The sequence below is a fragment of the Romboutsia sp. D33t1_170424_H2 genome (assembly GCF_015669105.1).
Classification (GTDB): domain Bacteria; phylum Bacillota; class Clostridia; order Peptostreptococcales; family Peptostreptococcaceae; genus Romboutsia_C; species Romboutsia_C hominis.
In genome coordinates this window covers 28220-47275 of the sequence record NZ_JADOZQ010000007.1, presented here as the reverse complement: position 1 = coordinate 47275, position 19056 = coordinate 28220, and the positions used below count along the sequence as shown (strand labels likewise).

Annotated in this window: 14 protein-coding genes; 13 read left to right on the top strand and 1 reads right to left on the bottom strand. The window is 30.0% G+C overall.

What is annotated here, in order from left to right; all coding sequences use genetic code 11:
• The first annotated feature begins 78 nt into the window (after positions 1-78).
• From I4U66_RS09535 to I4U66_RS09515, 5 genes are all read left to right on the top strand, one after another.
• Entirely contained in the window at positions 79-534 is a 456-nt protein-coding gene (locus I4U66_RS09535; RefSeq protein WP_092921587.1) for an S-ribosylhomocysteine lyase, read from the top strand.
• A 3-nt stretch (positions 535-537) separates the two neighbouring features.
• Positions 538-1263, top strand: coding sequence for a vitamin B12 dependent-methionine synthase activation domain-containing protein (locus tag I4U66_RS09530; RefSeq protein ID WP_195928795.1), 726 nt, complete (start codon positions 538-540; stop codon positions 1261-1263).
• Positions 1235-3625, top strand: a complete 2391-nt coding sequence (locus I4U66_RS09525) for a homocysteine S-methyltransferase family protein (protein ID WP_195928793.1) — start codon at positions 1235-1237, stop codon at positions 3623-3625. The genes I4U66_RS09530 and I4U66_RS09525 overlap by 29 nt, the downstream gene beginning before the upstream one ends.
• 154 nt (positions 3626-3779) lie before the next feature.
• Complete coding sequence (locus tag I4U66_RS09520; RefSeq protein ID WP_092921581.1) at positions 3780-4739, top strand: carbohydrate kinase family protein; 960 nt, start codon at positions 3780-3782, stop codon at positions 4737-4739.
• A 275-nt stretch (positions 4740-5014) separates the two neighbouring features.
• Positions 5015-5236, top strand: a complete 222-nt coding sequence (locus I4U66_RS09515; protein WP_092921579.1) for a hypothetical protein — start codon at positions 5015-5017, stop codon at positions 5234-5236.
• Positions 5237-5287: 51 nt separating this feature from the next.
• Here I4U66_RS09515 and I4U66_RS09510 read toward each other — a convergent pair whose 3' ends face one another.
• Positions 5288-6517, bottom strand: coding sequence for an aminopeptidase (locus I4U66_RS09510; RefSeq protein ID WP_092921577.1), 1230 nt, complete (start codon positions 6515-6517; stop codon positions 5288-5290).
• 429 nt (positions 6518-6946) lie between these two features.
• Here I4U66_RS09510 and I4U66_RS09505 point away from each other — a divergent pair, with 429 nt between their 5' ends.
• From I4U66_RS09505 to I4U66_RS09470, 8 genes are all read left to right on the top strand, one after another.
• Positions 6947-7789: a nitroreductase family protein gene (locus I4U66_RS09505; protein WP_166506133.1), complete on the top strand. Its 843-nt coding sequence runs from the start codon at positions 6947-6949 to the stop codon at positions 7787-7789.
• 468 nt (positions 7790-8257) lie between these two features.
• Positions 8258-8974 (top strand): orotidine-5'-phosphate decarboxylase, encoded by a 717-nt coding sequence (gene pyrF, locus I4U66_RS09500; protein WP_166506132.1) that lies wholly within the window; start codon positions 8258-8260, stop codon positions 8972-8974.
• 10 nt (positions 8975-8984) lie between these two features.
• The gene (carA, locus tag I4U66_RS09495) at positions 8985-10031 is read left to right on the top strand and encodes a glutamine-hydrolyzing carbamoyl-phosphate synthase small subunit (protein ID WP_166506131.1); all 1047 of its coding nucleotides are present in this window, start codon (positions 8985-8987) and stop codon (positions 10029-10031) included.
• Between the two features lie 34 nt (positions 10032-10065).
• The gene (carB, locus tag I4U66_RS09490) at positions 10066-13272 is read left to right on the top strand and encodes a carbamoyl-phosphate synthase large subunit (protein WP_195928791.1); all 3207 of its coding nucleotides are present in this window, start codon (positions 10066-10068) and stop codon (positions 13270-13272) included.
• Positions 13273-13501: 229 nt separating this feature from the next.
• On the top strand, positions 13502-14923 hold the full coding sequence (gene gadC, locus I4U66_RS09485) for a glutamate:gamma-aminobutyrate antiporter (protein ID WP_092921567.1): 1422 nt from the start codon (positions 13502-13504) through the stop codon (positions 14921-14923).
• A 104-nt stretch (positions 14924-15027) separates the two neighbouring features.
• Positions 15028-16422 (top strand): glutamate decarboxylase, encoded by a 1395-nt coding sequence (locus tag I4U66_RS09480; RefSeq protein WP_166506129.1) that lies wholly within the window; start codon positions 15028-15030, stop codon positions 16420-16422.
• A 205-nt stretch (positions 16423-16627) separates the two neighbouring features.
• Complete coding sequence (locus I4U66_RS09475; RefSeq protein WP_092921564.1) at positions 16628-17689, top strand: DUF2776 family protein; 1062 nt, start codon at positions 16628-16630, stop codon at positions 17687-17689.
• Positions 17690-18007: 318 nt separating this feature from the next.
• A partial coding sequence (locus tag I4U66_RS09470) for a glutamate decarboxylase (RefSeq protein WP_195581698.1) occupies positions 18008-19056 on the top strand: 1049 nt, incomplete at its 3' end.

The following is a 19056-nucleotide window of genomic DNA, read 5'->3' as shown; positions in this document are numbered from 1 at the left end:
TGTAAAACTTGATAATATATCCTTATTATGAAGTATAATATTATCATATAAAAAATTTAAGTATCGGAGGGAATTAAAATGCAAAAAGTAGAAAGTTTTAAACTAGATCATACAAAAGTAAAAGCACCTTATGTTAGAAAGTGTTGTTTATTAAATGGAGAAAAAGGAGATATGGTAAGTAAGTTTGATATAAGATTCTTACAACCAAATGCAGAAACATTTGGAACAGCTGCTATGCATGGTTTAGAGCATTTATTAGCTACTTATTTAAGAGAAACAATAGATAACATAATAGACTTATCTCCAATGGGATGTAGAACAGGATTCTACTTAATAGTATGGGGAGATGTAGAACCAGCAGTTATAAAAGAAGGATTAGAAAAAGCATTAAAGATGGTTTTAGATGCTAAAGAGATACCAGCAGCTACTGCTGTAGAGTGTGGGAACTACAAAGATTTATCTCTATTTGGAGCACAAGAATATGCTAGAGAAGCTTTAGAAAAAGGATTCTCACTAAATATATACGGAGAATAATAAATGAGAATTGACTTTTCACAATCTATAGATATAGATAAAAATGAAGTATTAAGATATCTAGAGTACAAAGGTCAAGAAATAAATGAAAATCTTCATAATATAATTGATGAATGCATAAAAATAACTAAATCAACAATAAACCCTCGATATATTTTGAGGGTTTATCCTATATTAAGAGAAGATAACAGACCATATGGAGATAATGTATATATAAAGGGAAGTAATTTAACATTAAAAAGTAGAGATTTGTATAATTTGTTAGATAGTTGCAGTGAATGTATAATAATGGCTACAACACTAGGAATAGAAATAGAAAAAGAAATAAAAAGGTACTCTTATAATGAATTAAGTAAAAGCATAATATTAGATGCTTGCGCTACCACAGCTATAGAAGAATTGTGCGATAGACTACAATTGGAAAACCAAGAAAAATTAATTAATACTAATAAATTCATAACATCAAGATATAGCCCAGGATATGGGGACTTACCAATAGAAAAAAATAGAGAAATAATAAATCTATTAAATTGTCAAAAAGAAATCGGTTTGACTATAACTGAAAGTGGAATAATGATTCCAAGGAAGTCTGTTATAGCAATAATAGGAATATCAGAAGATAAAACAATTCAAAGCTTTAAATCATGTTCAAAATGCCAAAATAACGAAAATTGTAAATATAAAAAAGGGGATGACAGAGATGAATGTAAGAGATTTTATAAAAGATAATATATTAATATTTGATGGAGCTATGGGAACGATGCTTCAACAAAAAGGGTTAAAAATAGGGGAGAATCCAGAAATATTTGGATTTGAAAATCCAGAGAAACTTTTAGAAATACATAAATCATATTTAGATGCAGGGTCAAATGTAATAACTACAAATACTTTTGGTGCTAACGAGCTGAAATTAGAAAAGCTAGGGTATACTGTAGAAAAAATAGTAGATAATGCAGTAAAAGTTGCTAAAAAAGCTATTAATGAATCACAAAATATTAATAATAAATTTGTAGCACTAGATATGGGACCGATAGGAGAAATGTTAGAACCTATGGGAACATTAAGTTTTGATAGAGCATATGAAATATTTAAAAGACAAGCAATACAAGGTGAAAAGTCTGGTGCAGATTTAATAATAATAGAAACTATGATGGATTTATATGAGGCCAAGGCAGCAGTATTAGCAGCTAAGGAAAATACTAACTTACCTGTATTTTGTACTATGACTTTTGACGAAAATGGCAGAAGTTTTACTGGATGCCTTCCAGAAAGTATGATTTTAACTATAGAAGGATTAGGAGTAGATGCCGTAGGTGTAAATTGCTCTTTAGGGCCAAAGCAGCTTTTACCAATAGTAGAGAGAATAGCTAAGATGACAAAGGTACCGCTAGTGGTTCAAGCTAATGCAGGACTACCAAATATAGTGGATGGACAAGCTACATATGATGTAGATGCAGAGGAATTTTATAAAGGTGTTAAAAATTTTGTAAAAGTAGGTGCATCAATAATAGGAGGATGTTGTGGAACAGATCCATCTTTTATAAATAAAATATCTAATAATCTAGATGAATTAAAAAAGGTAAATGTAGAGAAAGTAAATAAATGTTTTGTATGCTCACCATCAAAGGTTGTAGAAATAAAAGCTCCGACTGTTATGGGAGAAAGATTAAATCCAACAGGGAGAAAAAGTCTTCAAGATGCAATAAAAAATAGAAACTTTGATTACATTATAAACTTAGGTTTAGAACAAATAAATGGTGGAGCTGAAATATTAAATGTAAACGTAGGAATACCTAATATAGAAGAAGAAAAGTTTATGCCTATGGTTATAAAAGAAATTCAATCTGTTATAGATACTCCTCTTCAAGTGGATTCATCAAATATAGATGCCTTAGAACAAGGTCTTAGATATTATAACGGTAAAACTATAGTAAATTCTGTGAATGGAAAAGAAGAATCCTTAAGTAAAATACTTCCGATAGTAAAAAAATACGGATCATGTGTGGTTGGACTTACTTTAGACGAAAATGGAACACCAAAAACGGCAAAAGGAAGATTTAATATTGCTAAAAAAATAGTAGATAAAGCAATATCTTATGGAATAAATAAAGAAGATATATTTATAGATTGCTTATCACTTACAGTTTCAGCGCAGCAATCAGAGGCCATGGCGACTATAGAATGTATAAAAATGATAAAAGAGGAATTGGGAGTTAAAACTATATTAGGTGTATCAAATGTATCTTTTGGTGTACCAAATAGAAAAGCTTTAAATAGTACTTACTTAACTATGGCATTAGCAAATGGACTAGACTTACCAATTATAAATCCAAATGAAGATAGCATGATGGAGGTTATAAACTCTTTTAAAGTAATAAAAAATATAGATAAAAATTGTATAAATTACATAAGTAAATATGCAAATGTTGTAAATAATAAAGATATCAATACAAGACAAAATAATAAAGAAAAATTATCAGTAGAACAAATAATAGAAAGAGGACTTAAAGAAGAAATAAAAGAAGTAATACCAAATATTTTAAAAAGTCAATCAGAAAATGAAGTAATAGAAGAAATACTTATACCTACACTAGATAAAATAGGTAAAAAATATGAAAATGGTGAAATATTCTTACCGCAATTAATACAATCGGCAGAGACTGTGAAAGTAGCACTGGATATTCTAAAAGTAAGTTTACAAAGTAAAAGTGAAAGTATAGAGCAAAAAGGAAAAATTATAGTAGCAACTGTAAAAGGAGATATACACGATATAGGTAAAAATATTGTAAAGATAATGCTTGAAAATTATGGGTATGATGTCCTAGATTTAGGGAAAGATGTTGATATTGATGTAATTGTTGAAGAGGCTAAAAATAGAAATATAAAACTTATAGGATTAAGTGCTTTAATGACAACTACAGTTAAAAGCATGAAAGAAACAATAGAAGTAATAAGAAAAGAAGGACTAGATGCGAAAGTATTTGTTGGTGGTGCAGTACTTACTAGTGAGTATGCAAAAGAGATTGGGGCAGACTATTATTCTAAAGATGCGAAATCATCTATAGAAATAGCAAAGACAAATTTAAGATAAAATATAGGGGGTATTTTAACCTCCTATTTTATTAAAATATGACAAAAAAAGTGTAAAAATTTGCATAATTGACATTAAAACGTAAAATCTATAGAAAAAACTCATAAGAATGTGATAAAATAGGAAGGTGATTCTTAGGGAGGTTTAAACAAAAATGATAGACAATAGGCAACCTTATGCGTTAGTTTTCGGAGTATCAGTTTTTGATATCTGCGGGTTTACAAACAATAATTATAGATGTAATGATTCTAATCCAGGTAAAGTTAAGACTTCTTTCGGAGGAGTTTGTAGAAATATAGCTGAATGTATGGCTAGAGTAGGTGTAAATACAAGATTTATCTCTATATTAGGAGATGATGAGACAGGAAAAAGAATGTTAGATCATTCTAAAAAGATGAACTATGATATGAGCGAGTCTCTAATAATAAAAGGAGGGCACACTCCTACATATATGGCTATCTTAGATGAACAAGGTGAGATGGTTTCTGCTGTAGTTGATATGAACATAATAGACATGTTTACCACAGAATTTATAGACTCAAAAGCGGAAATAATAAGAAATGCCGAGTATATGATACTAGACTCAGATAGACCTGATATAGTAGAATATATAATACAAAACTTTAGTAAAGATACTAAACTTATATTAGATCCAGTTTCAGCAGCAAAGGCTAAAACAGTTAAACACTTAATAAAAGGGTTCCATACTATAAAGCCAAATAGATATGAGGCTGAAATAATGTGTGGATTTAAAATACACAATGATGAAGATTTAAGAAAAGCTGGTAAATATTTTACAGACTTAGGTATCCAAAACGTATTTATAACATTAGATGAAGATGGTATATACTACAACAATGGGCAAGAAGAAGGTAAAATTAAGGCTAATGATGTAAAAGTAATCAACGTTACTGGTGCAGGAGATTCTTTTGTAGCAGGTATAGCTAATGGTTATATGAATAATATTAATATAGTTGATACTGTAAAATATGCAATAGCTATGTCATCTATAACTATAGCAACAGAAGAAACTATTCATCCAGATATGAGCCACGAGTTAGTTGAAAAATATATCAACAATATAGAGTGGACAGAAGTAAAATATAGTAAATAGAAATTTACTATATTAAAAAAATTATGTATAATTAAGTTATAAGTTAATCTGCAAAATGTAAGATTAATTGATATAAAATATTTATCGTCGACAACAAAAAAGGGTATCTAGGATTATTTTATAATTCTAGATACTCTTTTTTACTTTTTATAAAATAGTTATACAAAAGAAAATATGCTATAATATTAAATAAAGTAAGTTTTATTACTAAAATTATAATTGTACTATTTAGTTTCAAAAAAATTCTACATAAAATTGAGGCTGGGGGCTAAATTATGATGAAAAAGAAAATGATTCTAGAACTAGACGAGCGTTACTTCAATAAAAATGATTTAATGGAAGCTACAGTGAAACATTTTTATGATAAAGGTCATACATGCAAGATATTAGATTATGAAACTATTATTATTGATGATTATAAATATAAATTTAAAGAATGGAATATGTGCATAGGTAGTGCGCCTGTACAACAGGTAATACTAACATTGATTAAATAATATATAAATAAAAAGAGATATAGAAAAAATTACCTATATCTCTTATATATATTAGAAAGCCCAGTTTCCATCTTTGAATACTTGAATTTCTTCACCATCGTTAGTTATACCAACGATATCCATATCAGCTGAACCTATCATGAAGTCAACATGAGTTAAACTTGTATTAACACCATATTTATCCATTTCTTCTTCTTTTATAGAATCACCATCTTTTATACAAGTCTTGTATGCAGATCCTAATGCAAAGTGACAAGATGCATTTTCATCGTATAAAGTGTTGAAGAATACTATATTAGTGTCTGATATAGGAGATTTAAAAGGAACTAATGCAACTTCTCCTAAGTAATGAGAACCCTCATCAGTGTCTATTAATTTACCTAGTGTCTCAGCACCTTTTTCAGCTGTGAAATCTATTATTTTTCCGTCCTTAAATGTTAAAGAGAAGTTATCTATAACATTTCCACCATAAACAAGTGGTTTTGTACTATGAACTACACCATTAACTTTAAATTTGTGAGGCATAGAGAAAACCTCTTCTGTTGGTATATTTGGGTTGAAGTTAACACCATTAGGGTCTTGGGATGCACCACTTAACCAAATATGTCCCTCAGGTAATTCCATAGTTAAATCAGTTTTTGCTGATTTAAATTTTAATGTTTTGAAGTTTTTATCATTTAAGAAATTCATTCTTGTTTTTAAGTCATTGTTGTGATTATTCCAAGCTTCTATTGGGTCTTGACCAGAAACTCTTGAACACTTAAATATTGCTTCCCATAATTTTTCAACCGCTTCTTCTTTAGAAACATCAGGGAATATCTTAGCTGCCCAAGATTCAGTTGGTACAGATACTATACTCCATTTACATTTGTCAGATAAAGTGTAAGATCTCCATTCCTTTAAAGCTTGTGCAGATGCCTTTTGGAAGTTAGCGACTCTTTGAGGATCTACATTTTTTAATAAATCAGGGTTTTGAGCATATATAGTTAAGAAAGCTCCGCCTTCTTTTGCTATATCAACATATTGTTCTGAAGTCCACTTAGGGAATTCGTTAAATGCTTCTTCAGGTGCATTTAAGTATTTTATTAAAGTACATTCTTCATCAGACCATTCTATATGTACATTTTTAGCTCCAGCCTTATAAGCATGCTCAACAACTTTTCTAACAAAAGGAGCACATTCGATAGGCGATCTAACAAGTAAAGTTTGGTCAGCTTGTATATTAACTCCGACTTTAACAGCTAACTCAGCATACTTATCTAAATTTCTTTCAAATTCCATAATTTGAACCTCCTAAAATTTTAATAAAATTATCTTATTAAGATAATTATAGTTTATTCACTGCTAACTTAATAATACTAAAAAAATAAGGGAATTACATAATTTTACTATAAAAAAATATTTATAATATATTTACAAAAACAGAAAATTGGAAACAGTTTTCTTATAAAATAAATTATCGGCAAAAATAAGCACTAGATAAACTATAATACTATATTTTATACCCAAAAAAATATAAGTAAATATATAAAAAATATTTAACTATAAATTATAAATAATATGTATTTAAATGTACAAAAAGAATAAAAAAATTTATAATATAATATATGAATTTGTAGAAATGACTAGAAAAATATAACTATTAATAAAAGATATATAATATATCAATTTGATTTATATAGATATTGGAAATATTTTAGGAGGAAATAAATGGACTTATATGATGCTATATTTTATAGAAGAACGATAAAAGAATATTCAAATAGAGCTGTAAAACCAGAATTAATGAAAGAAATTAAAGAAATATGTAAGAGTATTGATTATTTAAATGAAGAATTGGATATAAAAGCACATTTAATAGATAGAGGTCACTTGATACAGTTTTTAATGAAAAAGGACTGTAATATAAAGGCACCTCACTATATATTAGTAACATCGAATAAAGGGGAAGACTATTTACAAAATATTGGTTTTGCAATAGAAAATGTAGTGTTACAATTAACAACTTTAGGTTTAGGTACTTGTTGGATAGAGTGTAACTTATCTCAAGAAGATGTAAAGGAGATTATAGACATTGATACAGAGAGTATAGAAATATATTCAAAAGAACAAGTTAAGGAAGAAGATATAGAACTAGAAGAAAGTATAGAGGAAAGTGAAGAGCAACCATATATTGTAATAGCTTTTGGATACCCAAAAGAAGGAGAGCATATTTTTAGAAATGTAAATGCAGAGCCAAGAAGAAAAAGAATAAAAGAAATATCAAAGAAAATGGATAGAAAGTGGACTAAAATATTAAGTGCTGTAAGAATGTCATCATCTGTAAAGAATGTACAACCTTGGAGATTTTACAATACGAAAACATCTATTGATATATATGAAGAAAAACAAAAAAAGTCTATAGAGAAAATGAGTAAAATAAGTATGGGAATTTGTCTTAGAAATTTTGATATAGCTTGTAAAAAATATGATATGAAAGTAAAATATGAAAAAACAAAGGCTAAAAAAAGATTAGGGAAAGAGTATTATATAAGTGCTATAATAGAAGAATAGAAAATATTATATATTATATCGATTTATAAAGATAGAAGAATAAAAGAAGAGTTGACATTAAAAGGAAAAGATGTAATAATTGTATACAAGATAAAGCTTTAAAATATCCCGAGAGGATATGAAGTGTAGTATGTAATTAAAATAAAATAGAAATTCCTTGAAACTAGTCCAGAGAGGCTAAAAAGGTTAACTATAATAATTAATTTTGTATATATAACCTCTAGCTGGATTGGCTAGAGGTTTTTTTAGCAACGGATGTGACTGAGTGAATACGAAGCCATATCGTTGGCGATATGAACGAAGTGAATTTTTAAAATAAAAATATAATAAAGTCTTTTAAACTAGTCCAGAGAGGCTGGGAAAGATATCTCATAGCTTATAAATGTAATGTTATGTATAGATAGAATCCTTATACCCTGTGGTATGAGGATTTTTTATTAAGGCTTTATTAAAAAGGGGAGTAAAATTATGGTAAATGGAAAAGACAAACTAATAGTGGCGATAGACACTAACGAATTTGATAAAGCTAAAGAATTAATAGATACACTAGAAAATGAAGTGGATATATTTAAAGTAGGGTTAGAACAATATGTAGCAACAAGAGGTAAAACAGTAGATTACTTAAAAGAAAAAGGTAAAAAAATATTCTTAGACCTTAAGTTCCATGATATACCAAATACTATGCAAAGTGCAGTAAGAGCAGCAGTTAGGGATAATGTTTGGTTAATGACAATACATGTTTCTGATATGGAAGGTATGAGACAATGTGCATTAGCTGCTAAGGAAGAGGCTGAGAAATTGAATATAGAAAAACCTATAATAGTAGGTGTTACAGTATTAACATCGCTAAGCAATAAAGATTTACAAGATATAGGATGCAATATGACTACAGAAGAATTAGCTATAAAAAGAGCCAAACTAGCTAAGGAAGCAGGAATTGATGGAATAGTTTGTTCAGCACAAGAAGTAGATAAGATAGTTGAGGCTTGCGGAAAAGATTTCGTAACAGTATGCCCAGGTGTAAGACCAGCAGGTGCAGACAAGGGAGATCAAAAGAGAGTAGTAACTCCAGCTGATGCAATCAACAAAGGAGCACATTATTTAGTAGTTGGAAGACCTATAACTAAAGCTGAAAATCCAGCTCAGTTAGCTAAAAATATAGTAAATGAAATAGCGAATGCTTAGGAGGGTTAATATGAAGGGGAAATTAATATTACAAGATGGAACTATATTCGAAGGTAAAGCCTTTGGATATTTAAATGACAGTGTAGGAGAAGTAGTATTCAATACTTCTATGACAGGATATGGAGAAGTGTTAACAGATCCTTCGTACTATGGACAGATAGTAACGATGACATATCCTCTTGTAGGAAACTATGGTATAAACTTAGAAGACGTAGAATCTAAGGGAGTTCATGTAAAGGGATTTATAGTACGAGAAAAAAGTGATATGCCAAATAACTTTAGATGTGAAATGGATTTAGACACATACCTAAAGCAAAATAAAGTTATAGGGCTTGAAGGAATAGATACAAGAGCTCTTACAAAAATATTAAGAAACAACGGAACTATGAAAGGCATAATAACTTTAGAAGGTACATCATTAGAGCAAGTTCAAGCTAAATTAGATGCATTCTCAAATACTCAAGCAGTAAAAACAGTAACTAGGAAAGAAGTAGAGCATATAGCTGGAAGAGGAACAAAAGTTGCTGTAATGGACTTTGGAGTTAAGGAAAACATACTAAGATCATTTGCAAATCGTGGATGTGATATAACCGTATTTCCTGCAACAACAAAGCCAGAAGATGTATTAGGAATAAACCCAGATTTAATATTCTTATCTAATGGACCTGGAGATCCTGAAGATTTAGAAGATGTTATAGAAAATATAAAAGAATTAATTGGTAAAAAGCCAATAGCAGGAATATGCTTAGGACACCAATTACTAGCATTAACTTTAGGTGGAAAAACAGGAAAGTTAAAGTTTGGACACAGAGGTGGAAATCATCCAGTTAAAGATTTAGAGGAAAACAAAGTATTTATAACATCTCAAAATCACGGTTATTACGTATGTGAATTACCACAGGATATGGAAGTAACGCATATAAACTTAAACGACAATACTGTAGAAGGAATGAGACATACAAAATTACCTATATACAGTGTCCAGTATCATCCAGAGGCTTGCCCAGGGCCAAAAGACAATGATTATATATTTGATAAATTCTTAGCATTAGTATAGATTGTTAAATTTAATTAGATAAGGAGAAAAAATTATGCCTAAAATAGATAGAATAAAAAAGACACTAGTATTAGGTTCAGGACCTATAATCATAGGGCAAGCAGCAGAGTTTGATTATTCTGGAACACAAGCTTGCCAAGCATTAAAAGAAGAAGGAATAGAAGTCGTATTAATAAACAGTAACCCAGCTACTATAATGACGGACAAAGAAGTAGCGGATAAAATATATATAGAACCATTAACAATAGAATTTATAGAAAAAATAATAGAAAAGGAAAGACCAGATAGCTTATTAGCAGGAATGGGTGGTCAAACAGCTCTTAATTTAGCAGTTGAATTACATGAAGCTGGAATACTTGAAAAGTATAATGTTGAAATAATAGGTACATCTGTTGAATCTATAAAAAAAGGTGAAGACAGAGATACTTTCAGAGAAGTAATGAGAGAAATAAATCAACCAGTTGTAGTTAGTGATATAGTAACTGACTTAGAAAGTGGATTAGAGTTTGCAGGAAAAATAGGATACCCAGTAGTTGTTAGACCTGCATATACACTAGGTGGAACTGGAGGAGGTATAGCTGAAAATGTTGAAGAACTTACAGAAATACTTACTCAAGGTTTACAATTAAGCCCGGTTAACCAAGTATTGCTTGAAAAAAGTATAAAGGGTTGGAAAGAAATAGAATATGAAGTAATAAGAGATGGCAATGGAAATTGTATAACTGTATGTAATATGGAAAATATAGACCCTGTTGGAGTTCATACAGGGGATAGTATAGTTGTAGCTCCAAGTCAAACTTTAAGTGATAGAGAATACCAAATGCTTAGAAAAGCATCTATAGATATAATAAATGCAATAGAGGTTAAAGGTGGGTGTAATGTACAGATAGCACTTAACCCACACAGTTTAGAATATGCAATTATAGAAATAAACCCAAGAGTTAGTAGATCTTCGGCATTAGCATCTAAGGCTACTGGATACCCAATAGCTAAGGTTGCTGCAAAAATAGCTTTAGGATACACTCTAGACGAAATAGAAAATGCAGTTACAAAGAAAACATACGCATGTTTTGAGCCAACGCTTGATTATGTAGTAGTTAAGATACCAAAGTGGCCATTTGATAAGTTCAAGCAAGCTAATAGGAAGTTAGGAACAAAGATGATGGCAACTGGAGAAATAATGAGTATAGGAAGTAACTTTGAAGCTGCAATGTTAAAAGGTATAAGATCTCTTGAAATAGGAAAATATTCATTAGTTCATGCTCCTTCAGAAGAAAAGAGCTTAGAAGAATTAAAGAAGAGTATAGTGGTACCAGATGACGAAAGATTATTCGACTTAGCTGAAATGATAAGAAGAGGCTATAAAGTTGACATGATAGAGCAAATAACAGGTGTAGATAAGTGGTTTATACACAAGTTTAAGTGGATAGTAGAGCAAGAAGAAAAATTAAGAGGTATGAAAATAGAAGACTTAAATAAAGATTACCTATTAGAACTAAAGAAAAAAGGATTCTCAGATAAAGGTATAGCTGACCTAATGAAGATAAGTCCAGAAAGATTATGTGAATTAAGAAAGTTATACAACATACAGCCAGCATATAAGATGGTTGACACTTGTGGAGGAGAGTTTGATGCATTATCTCCATACTACTACTCAACTTATGAGCAATTTGATGAAGTAGAGGTAAGCGATAAGAAAAAAGTTGTAGTATTAGGTTCTGGTCCAATAAGAATAGGCCAAGGTATAGAATTTGATTATTGCTCAGTACATTGTGTAAAATCATTAAGAAAAATGGGAATAGAAACTATAATAGTAAACAATAACCCAGAAACAGTAAGTACAGACTTTGATACATCAGATAAATTATACTTCGAACCATTAACAGAAGAAGAAGTATTAAATATAATAGAAAAAGAAAATCCAGATGGGGTAATACTTCAATTTGGTGGTCAAACAGCTATAAAGTTAGCTAAATTCTTACATGAAAAGAATATAAAAATATTAGGAACTGACTTTACTGACATAGATGCAGCAGAAGATAGAGAAAAGTTTGAAGAACTACTAGAGAAATTAGATATAAACAGACCAAAAGGAAAGGCTATATGGTCAGTTGAAGAAGGTATAGAGGAAGCAAAAAGGTTAGAATACCCAGTATTAGTTAGACCGTCTTATGTACTTGGTGGTCAAGGTATGGAAATAACTTATGATGAAACTAAGTTAGCTAGATACTTAGAAGATGCTTTCAAGAGAGACAAGAAAAATCCAGTACTTATAGATAAGTACTTAATAGGTAGGGAAATAGAAGTAGATGCTATATGTGATGGAGAAAATATACTAATACCAGGAATAATGGAGCATTTAGAAAGAGCTGGGGTTCATTCTGGGGATAGTATAACAATGTATCCAAGTCAAAATATAAATGATGAAATAAAAGCTAAAATATTAGATTACACTAAAAAAATAGCACTAGAGTTAAATGTACTTGGAATGGTAAATATACAATTTATAGAATTCAAAAATGAATTATATATAATAGAAGTTAACCCAAGGGCAAGTAGAACTGTACCTTATATAAGTAAGGTAAGCAATGTACCTATAGTAGACTTAGCTACTAGATGTATGTTGGGAGAGAAGTTAGTAGACTTAGGATATGGAACAGGTGTATATAAAGAGCCTAATTTAGTATCTGTAAAGGTGCCAGTATTCTCAATGTCAAAACTTGCTAGTGTTGATGTAAGTCTTGGACCTGAGATGAAATCTACAGGAGAGGTATTAGGTGTAGGTGAGACTTTAGAAGAAGCTTTATATAAAGGGTTCTTAGGAGCAGGAAAAACTATGTCTGATAAAAAAGGTGTAGTGCTTGCAACTATAAATAATCATGATAAAGAAGAGTTTATAGAAATAGCAAAAGATATGAATGAATTAGGCTATACTTTCGTAGCTACAGAAGGAACAGCTAAGATATTACAAGAAAATGGAATAGATGCTGATATAGTTAAGAGAGTAGAAGAAGCTAGACCAAACATACTTGATGTTATAAGAAACAAGCAAGTAGATATAGTAATAAATACCCCTACTAAAGGGAATGACTCAACAAGAGATGGATTTAAAATAAGAAGAACTGCAACAGAGTTCTCTACGGAAGTAATGACATCACTTGATACATTAAAGGCTTTAGTTGAAGTGAAAAAGAAGCATATAATGAATGAAGGTTTAGAAGTATACAATATAGCTGAATAATAAAATTAATAAACACCACTTTAGAGATATCTCTAAAGTGGTGTTTATTAATTTTAACACATGGAAAAAGTTAGAAAATTATAAAATAAGAAAACTAAATAAATTTTAAATCAAATGGTTATGGATGTTGAAGCGTGGGTATTTATGTCATATAACGACAATAAGTTACTTTAGGCCTAAGATAATTTAGTATATGTTAGAAAAAATTAATACCTAGGAGATGATTCAAATGAAAGATGCACAAGTAGGTAAAAAGGGAACACTTACATTGTTTGCATTCTTTGCAATGACAGCATCAATGGTAATGACTGTTTATGAATATCCAACATTCGCAACATCAGGATTTAATCTAGTATTTTTCCTTTTATTAGGAGGAATTTTATGGTTTTTACCAGTTGCTTTATGTGCAGCAGAAATGGCCACTGTAGAAGGATGGCAAGAAGGGGGAATATTCGCTTGGGTAGGTAATACTCTAGGTGAAAGATACGGCTTTGCAGCTATATTCTTCCAATGGTTCCAAATCACAGTTGGATTTGTAACTATGATTTATTTTATTTTAGGATGTGTTTCATACATATTTAACTGGAATGCGTTAAACAATGTTCCAGCTATAAAATTTATAGGAGTTTTAGTTATATTCTGGGGATTAACATTTTCTCAGTTAGGCGGAACAAAAAACACAGCTAAGATAGCTAAGGCTGGATTTATATTTGGTATAGTTATACCCGCTATAATTTTATTTGGTTTATCAATAGCATACTTAGTACAAGGTAACCCAGTAGATGTAAAAATTGGAATGAAATATTTCGTACCTGATTTTACAAAGGTAAATACATTAGTTGTATTCGTTTCATTTATATTAGCTTATATGGGGGTTGAAGCATCAGCATCTCATGTAAATGAATTAGAAAATGCTAAGAAAAATTACCCATTAGCAATGATAATATTAGTAGTACTAGCTATAATACTAAATACTATAGGTGGTTTAACAGTAGCATCTGTAATACCTAAGTCTCAATTAAGCTTAAGTTCAGGTGTTGTTGAAACATTTAAAGTTCTAATACTTCATTTTAGTGCTAATGCTACATGGCTTGTAAAATTAATAGCTTTATTATTAGCTTTAGGAGTAATGGGAGAAGTTAGTGCTTGGGTTGTAGGTCCTTCAAGAGGAATGTATTCAGCAGCACAAAAAGGAATTTTACCTAAATCATTAACAAAAACAAATGAACATGATGTTCCAGTACGTTTAGTATTAATTCAAGGAATAGTAGTTACAATATGGGCAGCTGTTCTTACTTTTGGTGGAGGAGGAAATAACGTATCTTTCCTTACAGCAATATCACTAACAGTTGTAATATATCTAGTAGGATACTTACTATTCTTCATAGGATACTTTACTTTAGTACTTAAACATAAAGATTTAAAACGTTCTTACCAAGTTCCAGGAGGAAAAACATTTAAATTAATAGTAGCAGCATGTGGATTCATAACATCTATATTTGCTCTAGTAATATCATTTGTTCCACCTAGCCAATTAAGTGGTAAGAGTGTTACAGAATATTTAACAATATTAAGTGTTAGTTTTGTAATAACTATTCTAATACCTTTTGTAATTTATGCAATAACTGATAAAAAGAGAAAGGCTAATTAAACAGTCTTAGCTCTAAAGAAAGTGTAAAAAAGTCGCAAAATAGACACTAGAAAAAATCATTAAAAATTTAAATCAAAGCATGAAGTTCTAGGAGGATTTTTAAAATGTTATGTAGTAAAAAAGAAGATACTTACAGCACACCAGTGTTTGGGACAATAGAGTCTGGCTCTAATATTCCAAAAGACGTAATAGGGAAAGATTCTATTGCTCCAAACGTGGCGTATCAATTAATTAAAGATGAGTTAATGAATGAAGGAAATGCAAGACTTAACTTAGCTACATTCTGTCAAACTTATATGGAGCCAGAAGCAACAAAACTTATGGCAGAAACATTAGAAAAAAATGCCATAGATAAATCTGAATATCCACAAACAACAGAAATGGAAAATAGATGTGTTGATATGATAGCTAACCTATGGAATGCTCCAAAAGAGTTGAACTATATAGGTACATCAACAGTAGGATCATCTGAAGCATGTATGCTAGGTGGTATGGCTATGAAATTCAGATGGAGAAATAGAGCAGAAAAAGCAGGAATAGATGTAAATGCTAAGAAACCAAACTTAGTAGTATCTTCAGGATATCAAGTTTGCTGGGAAAAATTCTGTGTATATTGGGATATAGAAATGCGTACAGTGCCAATGGATGAAGAACATATGAGTTTAGACATTAATAAGGTGTTAGATTATGTAGATGATTATACAATAGGTATAGCAGCTTTATTAGGGATAACATATACAGGTAAGTTTGATGATATAAAAGCATTAGACGCAGTAGTAGAAGAGTATAATAAAACAGCTAAAGTATCATTACCTATACACGTAGACGCTGCATCAGGTGGTATGTTTACTCCATTTATAAATCCAGAACTTGAATGGGACTTTAGATTAAAAAATGTAGTTTCAATAAGTACATCAGGACATAAATACGGATTAGTATACCCAGGTATAGGTTGGGTAATATGGAAAGATGAAGAATATTTACCAAAAGAATTAATATTTGAAGTAAGTTACTTAGGTGGATCAATGCCAACTATGGCTATAAACTTCTCAAGATCAGCAAGTCAAGTTATAGGACAATATTATAACTTCTTACGTCTTGGATTTGAAGGATATAGACAAATACATCAACGTACAAAAGAAGTAGCTATGTACTTAAGTAGAGAAATAGAAGCTACTGGTTTATTTAAAATCTATAATGATGGTGAAAATTTACCAATAGTATGTTACAGATTAAAAAATGAAGATGATGTACAATGGACATTATATGATTTAGCAGATAGACTAGCTATGAAAGGATGGCAAATACCAGCATATCCATTACCAGTTAACCTACAAGATACAATAATACAACGTATAGTATGTAGAGCAGACTTAAGTTATGATATGGCTGAATTATTCATAAGAGATCTAAAAATGGCTATAAATGATTTAAATAATGCTAAGATATTAGTTCATGGAAAAAAACAAGAAAATAAAAAATATGGATTTACTCACTAAAAATAAATTAAATTATAATAAGATTTTAGTAATCAAACCTTTAATCTAACTTGGTAAAATATATATAAAAAAGCAATTGGAATTAAATATAATTCTAGTTGCTTTTTTACAATAAGATAAGTAGCTATGAATCAAGCTAATAATTAATATGTAGGTATTGGTTTGATTTTTATCTACTTTCAAAATTTTTTTGGAGGTAAGAAAGATGAATTATTATATTAGTATATTTTTTAGGGCGATACCATTACTTATGGGAGTGGTATGTCTAGGGTATGGGTTTTATGTGAAAAATTTAGGGCAATTAATAGGATCTGAGTTTGTAGTTGCAGGCCATGTTCTGATATATTTAACAGCTATATGTATTGCACTATTTACCACTGCAGCAACTATAATAAGACAGCTTATAAATAAGTACAATAATTTTGATAAGTGGGTTTTACCAAGTATAGGTTATTTAGCATCAATATTTACAATGGTATCAGGAATAATGTTATTTGAAACAGCAGGTCAAAATTCAGCATATGTTGTTTCAGGAAACGTAGTATTTGGATTAGGATTAATAGCTTGTTGTGTTTCAACAGTTGCAACTTCATCAACTAAATTTCTTTTAATACCTAAAAATAGTTCTAATTTAAAAGAAGGAGATGAACCTGAAGATTCTTTTAAAGAATCTACAGCTAAAATATTAATATCAGTACCTGTTGTTTGCGCGTTAATTGCTTTTATTAGGGGTATATATTTATTAATGTCATCTTCGGCTACTGAAAATTTTGTAGCAGGGCATGTAATAATAGGAATCTCATTAGTTTGTGCTAGCTTAGTAGCACTAGTAGCTAGTGTTGTAAGACAAATACAAAATAAGTTTACAGAGAAAGAGCGCTATAAATGGTCAATATTAGTTGTTATATTAGGAACCATAGATATAATATGGGGGATAGCAGTACTTTCAATAGCTACAAATCCTGCTTGGATAGCTCCAGGATTTGTTCTAATTGGATTAGGGATAGTATGTTACAGTATATTAAGTAAAGTACTTTTATTAGGAATGGTGTGGAGAAAATCAAATCCATTAGCTAAGAGAGTACCTTTAATACCAGTAGTGACAGCACTTATATGCTTATTTATGGGAGCATTTTTATTTGAAGCTGAAATATTTAATATAGCATACTTTATACCAGCGCGTGTAATGATTGGACTTGGAGCTATTTGTTTTACATTATTCTCTATAGTATCTATATTAGAAAGTGGAACTTCATCTTCAAAATAATTAACTTAAACAAGAAAATTGATTTTAATATAAAATTAAATTGCAAAAAAGAGTATTTTGAAATGTATAGAACTTGTTTTATGCATTGAAAAATACTCTTTTCTATTATAAAGAAAATTTAGAAAAAAGAAAAAATATATAAAAAAATTGTAAAAATATGTTTAACACACAAAAAGAGAGGTATATATATAGTATAACAAAAAACAAAATAATATATAAAAAGTCTAAAATGAAAAATGCTCAATAATTTGAACAAAAAATTAAATTTATAATTATTAAAATTAATAATTATAAAAACACTATTAGGAGGAATCAAAAATGTTATTTAGTAGAAAAGACAGATTAGGCGATAAATATGATACACCAGTATTTGGGACAATAGAATCTGGCTCTGAGGTAGCCAAAGATGTTTTAGGGAAAGATTCTATTGCTCCAAATGTAGCATATCAATTAATTAAAGATGAGTTAATGAATGAAGGTAATGCAAGACTTAATTTATGTACATTCTGCCAAACTTATATGGAACCAGAAGCAACTAAACTTATGGCAGAAACATTAGAAAAAAATGCTATAGATAAGTCTGAATATCCACAAACAACAGAAATGGAAAATAGATGTGTTAGTATGTTAGCAGATTTATGGAATGCACCAGAAGATATGAAATACATAGGTACTTCTACAGTAGGTTCATCTGAAGCATGTATGCTAGGTGGTATGGCTATGAAATTCAGATGGAGAAATAGAGCAAAAGAAGCGGGAATAGATGTAAATGCTAAGAAACCAAACTTAGTAATATCTTCAGGATATCAAGTTTGTTGGGAAAAATTCTGTGTATATTGGGATATAGAAATGCGTTTAGTACCAATGGATGAAGAACACATGAGTTTAGATGTAGACAAAGTGTTAGATTATGTAGATGATTATACAATAGGTGTAGTAGGTTTACTAGGTATAACATACACAGGTAAATTTGATGATATAAAAGCATTAGATGCTTTATTAGAAGAATACAATAAAACAGCTAAGATATCAGTACCTATACATATAGATGGTGCATCAGGTGGTATGTTCGTACCATTTATAGATCCAGAGCTTGAATGGGACTTTAGATTAAAAAATGTAGTTTCAATAAGTACATCAGGTCATAAATATGGATTAGTATACCCAGGTATAGGTTGGGTAATATGGAAAGATGAAGAATACTTACCAAAAGAATTAATATTTGAAGTAAGTTACTTAGGTGGATCAATGCCAACTATGGCTATAAACTTCTCAAGATCAGCAAGTCAAGTTATAGGACAATATTATAACTTCTTACGTCTTGGATTTGAAGGATATAGACAAATACATCAACGTACAAAAGATGT

What these genes read in the sequence shown, in the direction of transcription:
- I4U66_RS09525 (WP_195928793.1), top strand. Translation starts at nt 1,235, where the DNA reads ATGAATGTAAGAGATTTTATAAAAGATAATATATTAATATTTGATGGA.
- carA (WP_166506131.1), top strand. Translation starts at nt 8,985, where the DNA reads ATGAAGGGGAAATTAATATTACAAGATGGAACTATATTCGAAGGTAAA.
- I4U66_RS09535 (WP_092921587.1), top strand. Translation starts at nt 79, where the DNA reads ATGCAAAAAGTAGAAAGTTTTAAACTAGATCATACAAAAGTAAAAGCA.
- pyrF (WP_166506132.1), top strand. Translation starts at nt 8,258, where the DNA reads ATGGTAAATGGAAAAGACAAACTAATAGTGGCGATAGACACTAACGAA.
- carB (WP_195928791.1), top strand. Translation starts at nt 10,066, where the DNA reads ATGCCTAAAATAGATAGAATAAAAAAGACACTAGTATTAGGTTCAGGA.
- I4U66_RS09480 (WP_166506129.1), top strand. Translation starts at nt 15,028, where the DNA reads ATGTTATGTAGTAAAAAAGAAGATACTTACAGCACACCAGTGTTTGGG.
- I4U66_RS09530 (WP_195928795.1), top strand. Translation starts at nt 538, where the DNA reads ATGAGAATTGACTTTTCACAATCTATAGATATAGATAAAAATGAAGTA.
- I4U66_RS09520 (WP_092921581.1), top strand. Translation starts at nt 3,780, where the DNA reads ATGATAGACAATAGGCAACCTTATGCGTTAGTTTTCGGAGTATCAGTT.
- I4U66_RS09505 (WP_166506133.1), top strand. Translation starts at nt 6,947, where the DNA reads ATGGACTTATATGATGCTATATTTTATAGAAGAACGATAAAAGAATAT.
- I4U66_RS09475 (WP_092921564.1), top strand. Translation starts at nt 16,628, where the DNA reads ATGAATTATTATATTAGTATATTTTTTAGGGCGATACCATTACTTATG.
- I4U66_RS09510 (WP_092921577.1), bottom strand. Translation starts at nt 6,517, where the DNA reads ATGGAATTTGAAAGAAATTTAGATAAGTATGCTGAGTTAGCTGTTAAA.
- I4U66_RS09515 (WP_092921579.1), top strand. Translation starts at nt 5,015, where the DNA reads ATGATGAAAAAGAAAATGATTCTAGAACTAGACGAGCGTTACTTCAAT.
- gadC (WP_092921567.1), top strand. Translation starts at nt 13,502, where the DNA reads ATGAAAGATGCACAAGTAGGTAAAAAGGGAACACTTACATTGTTTGCA.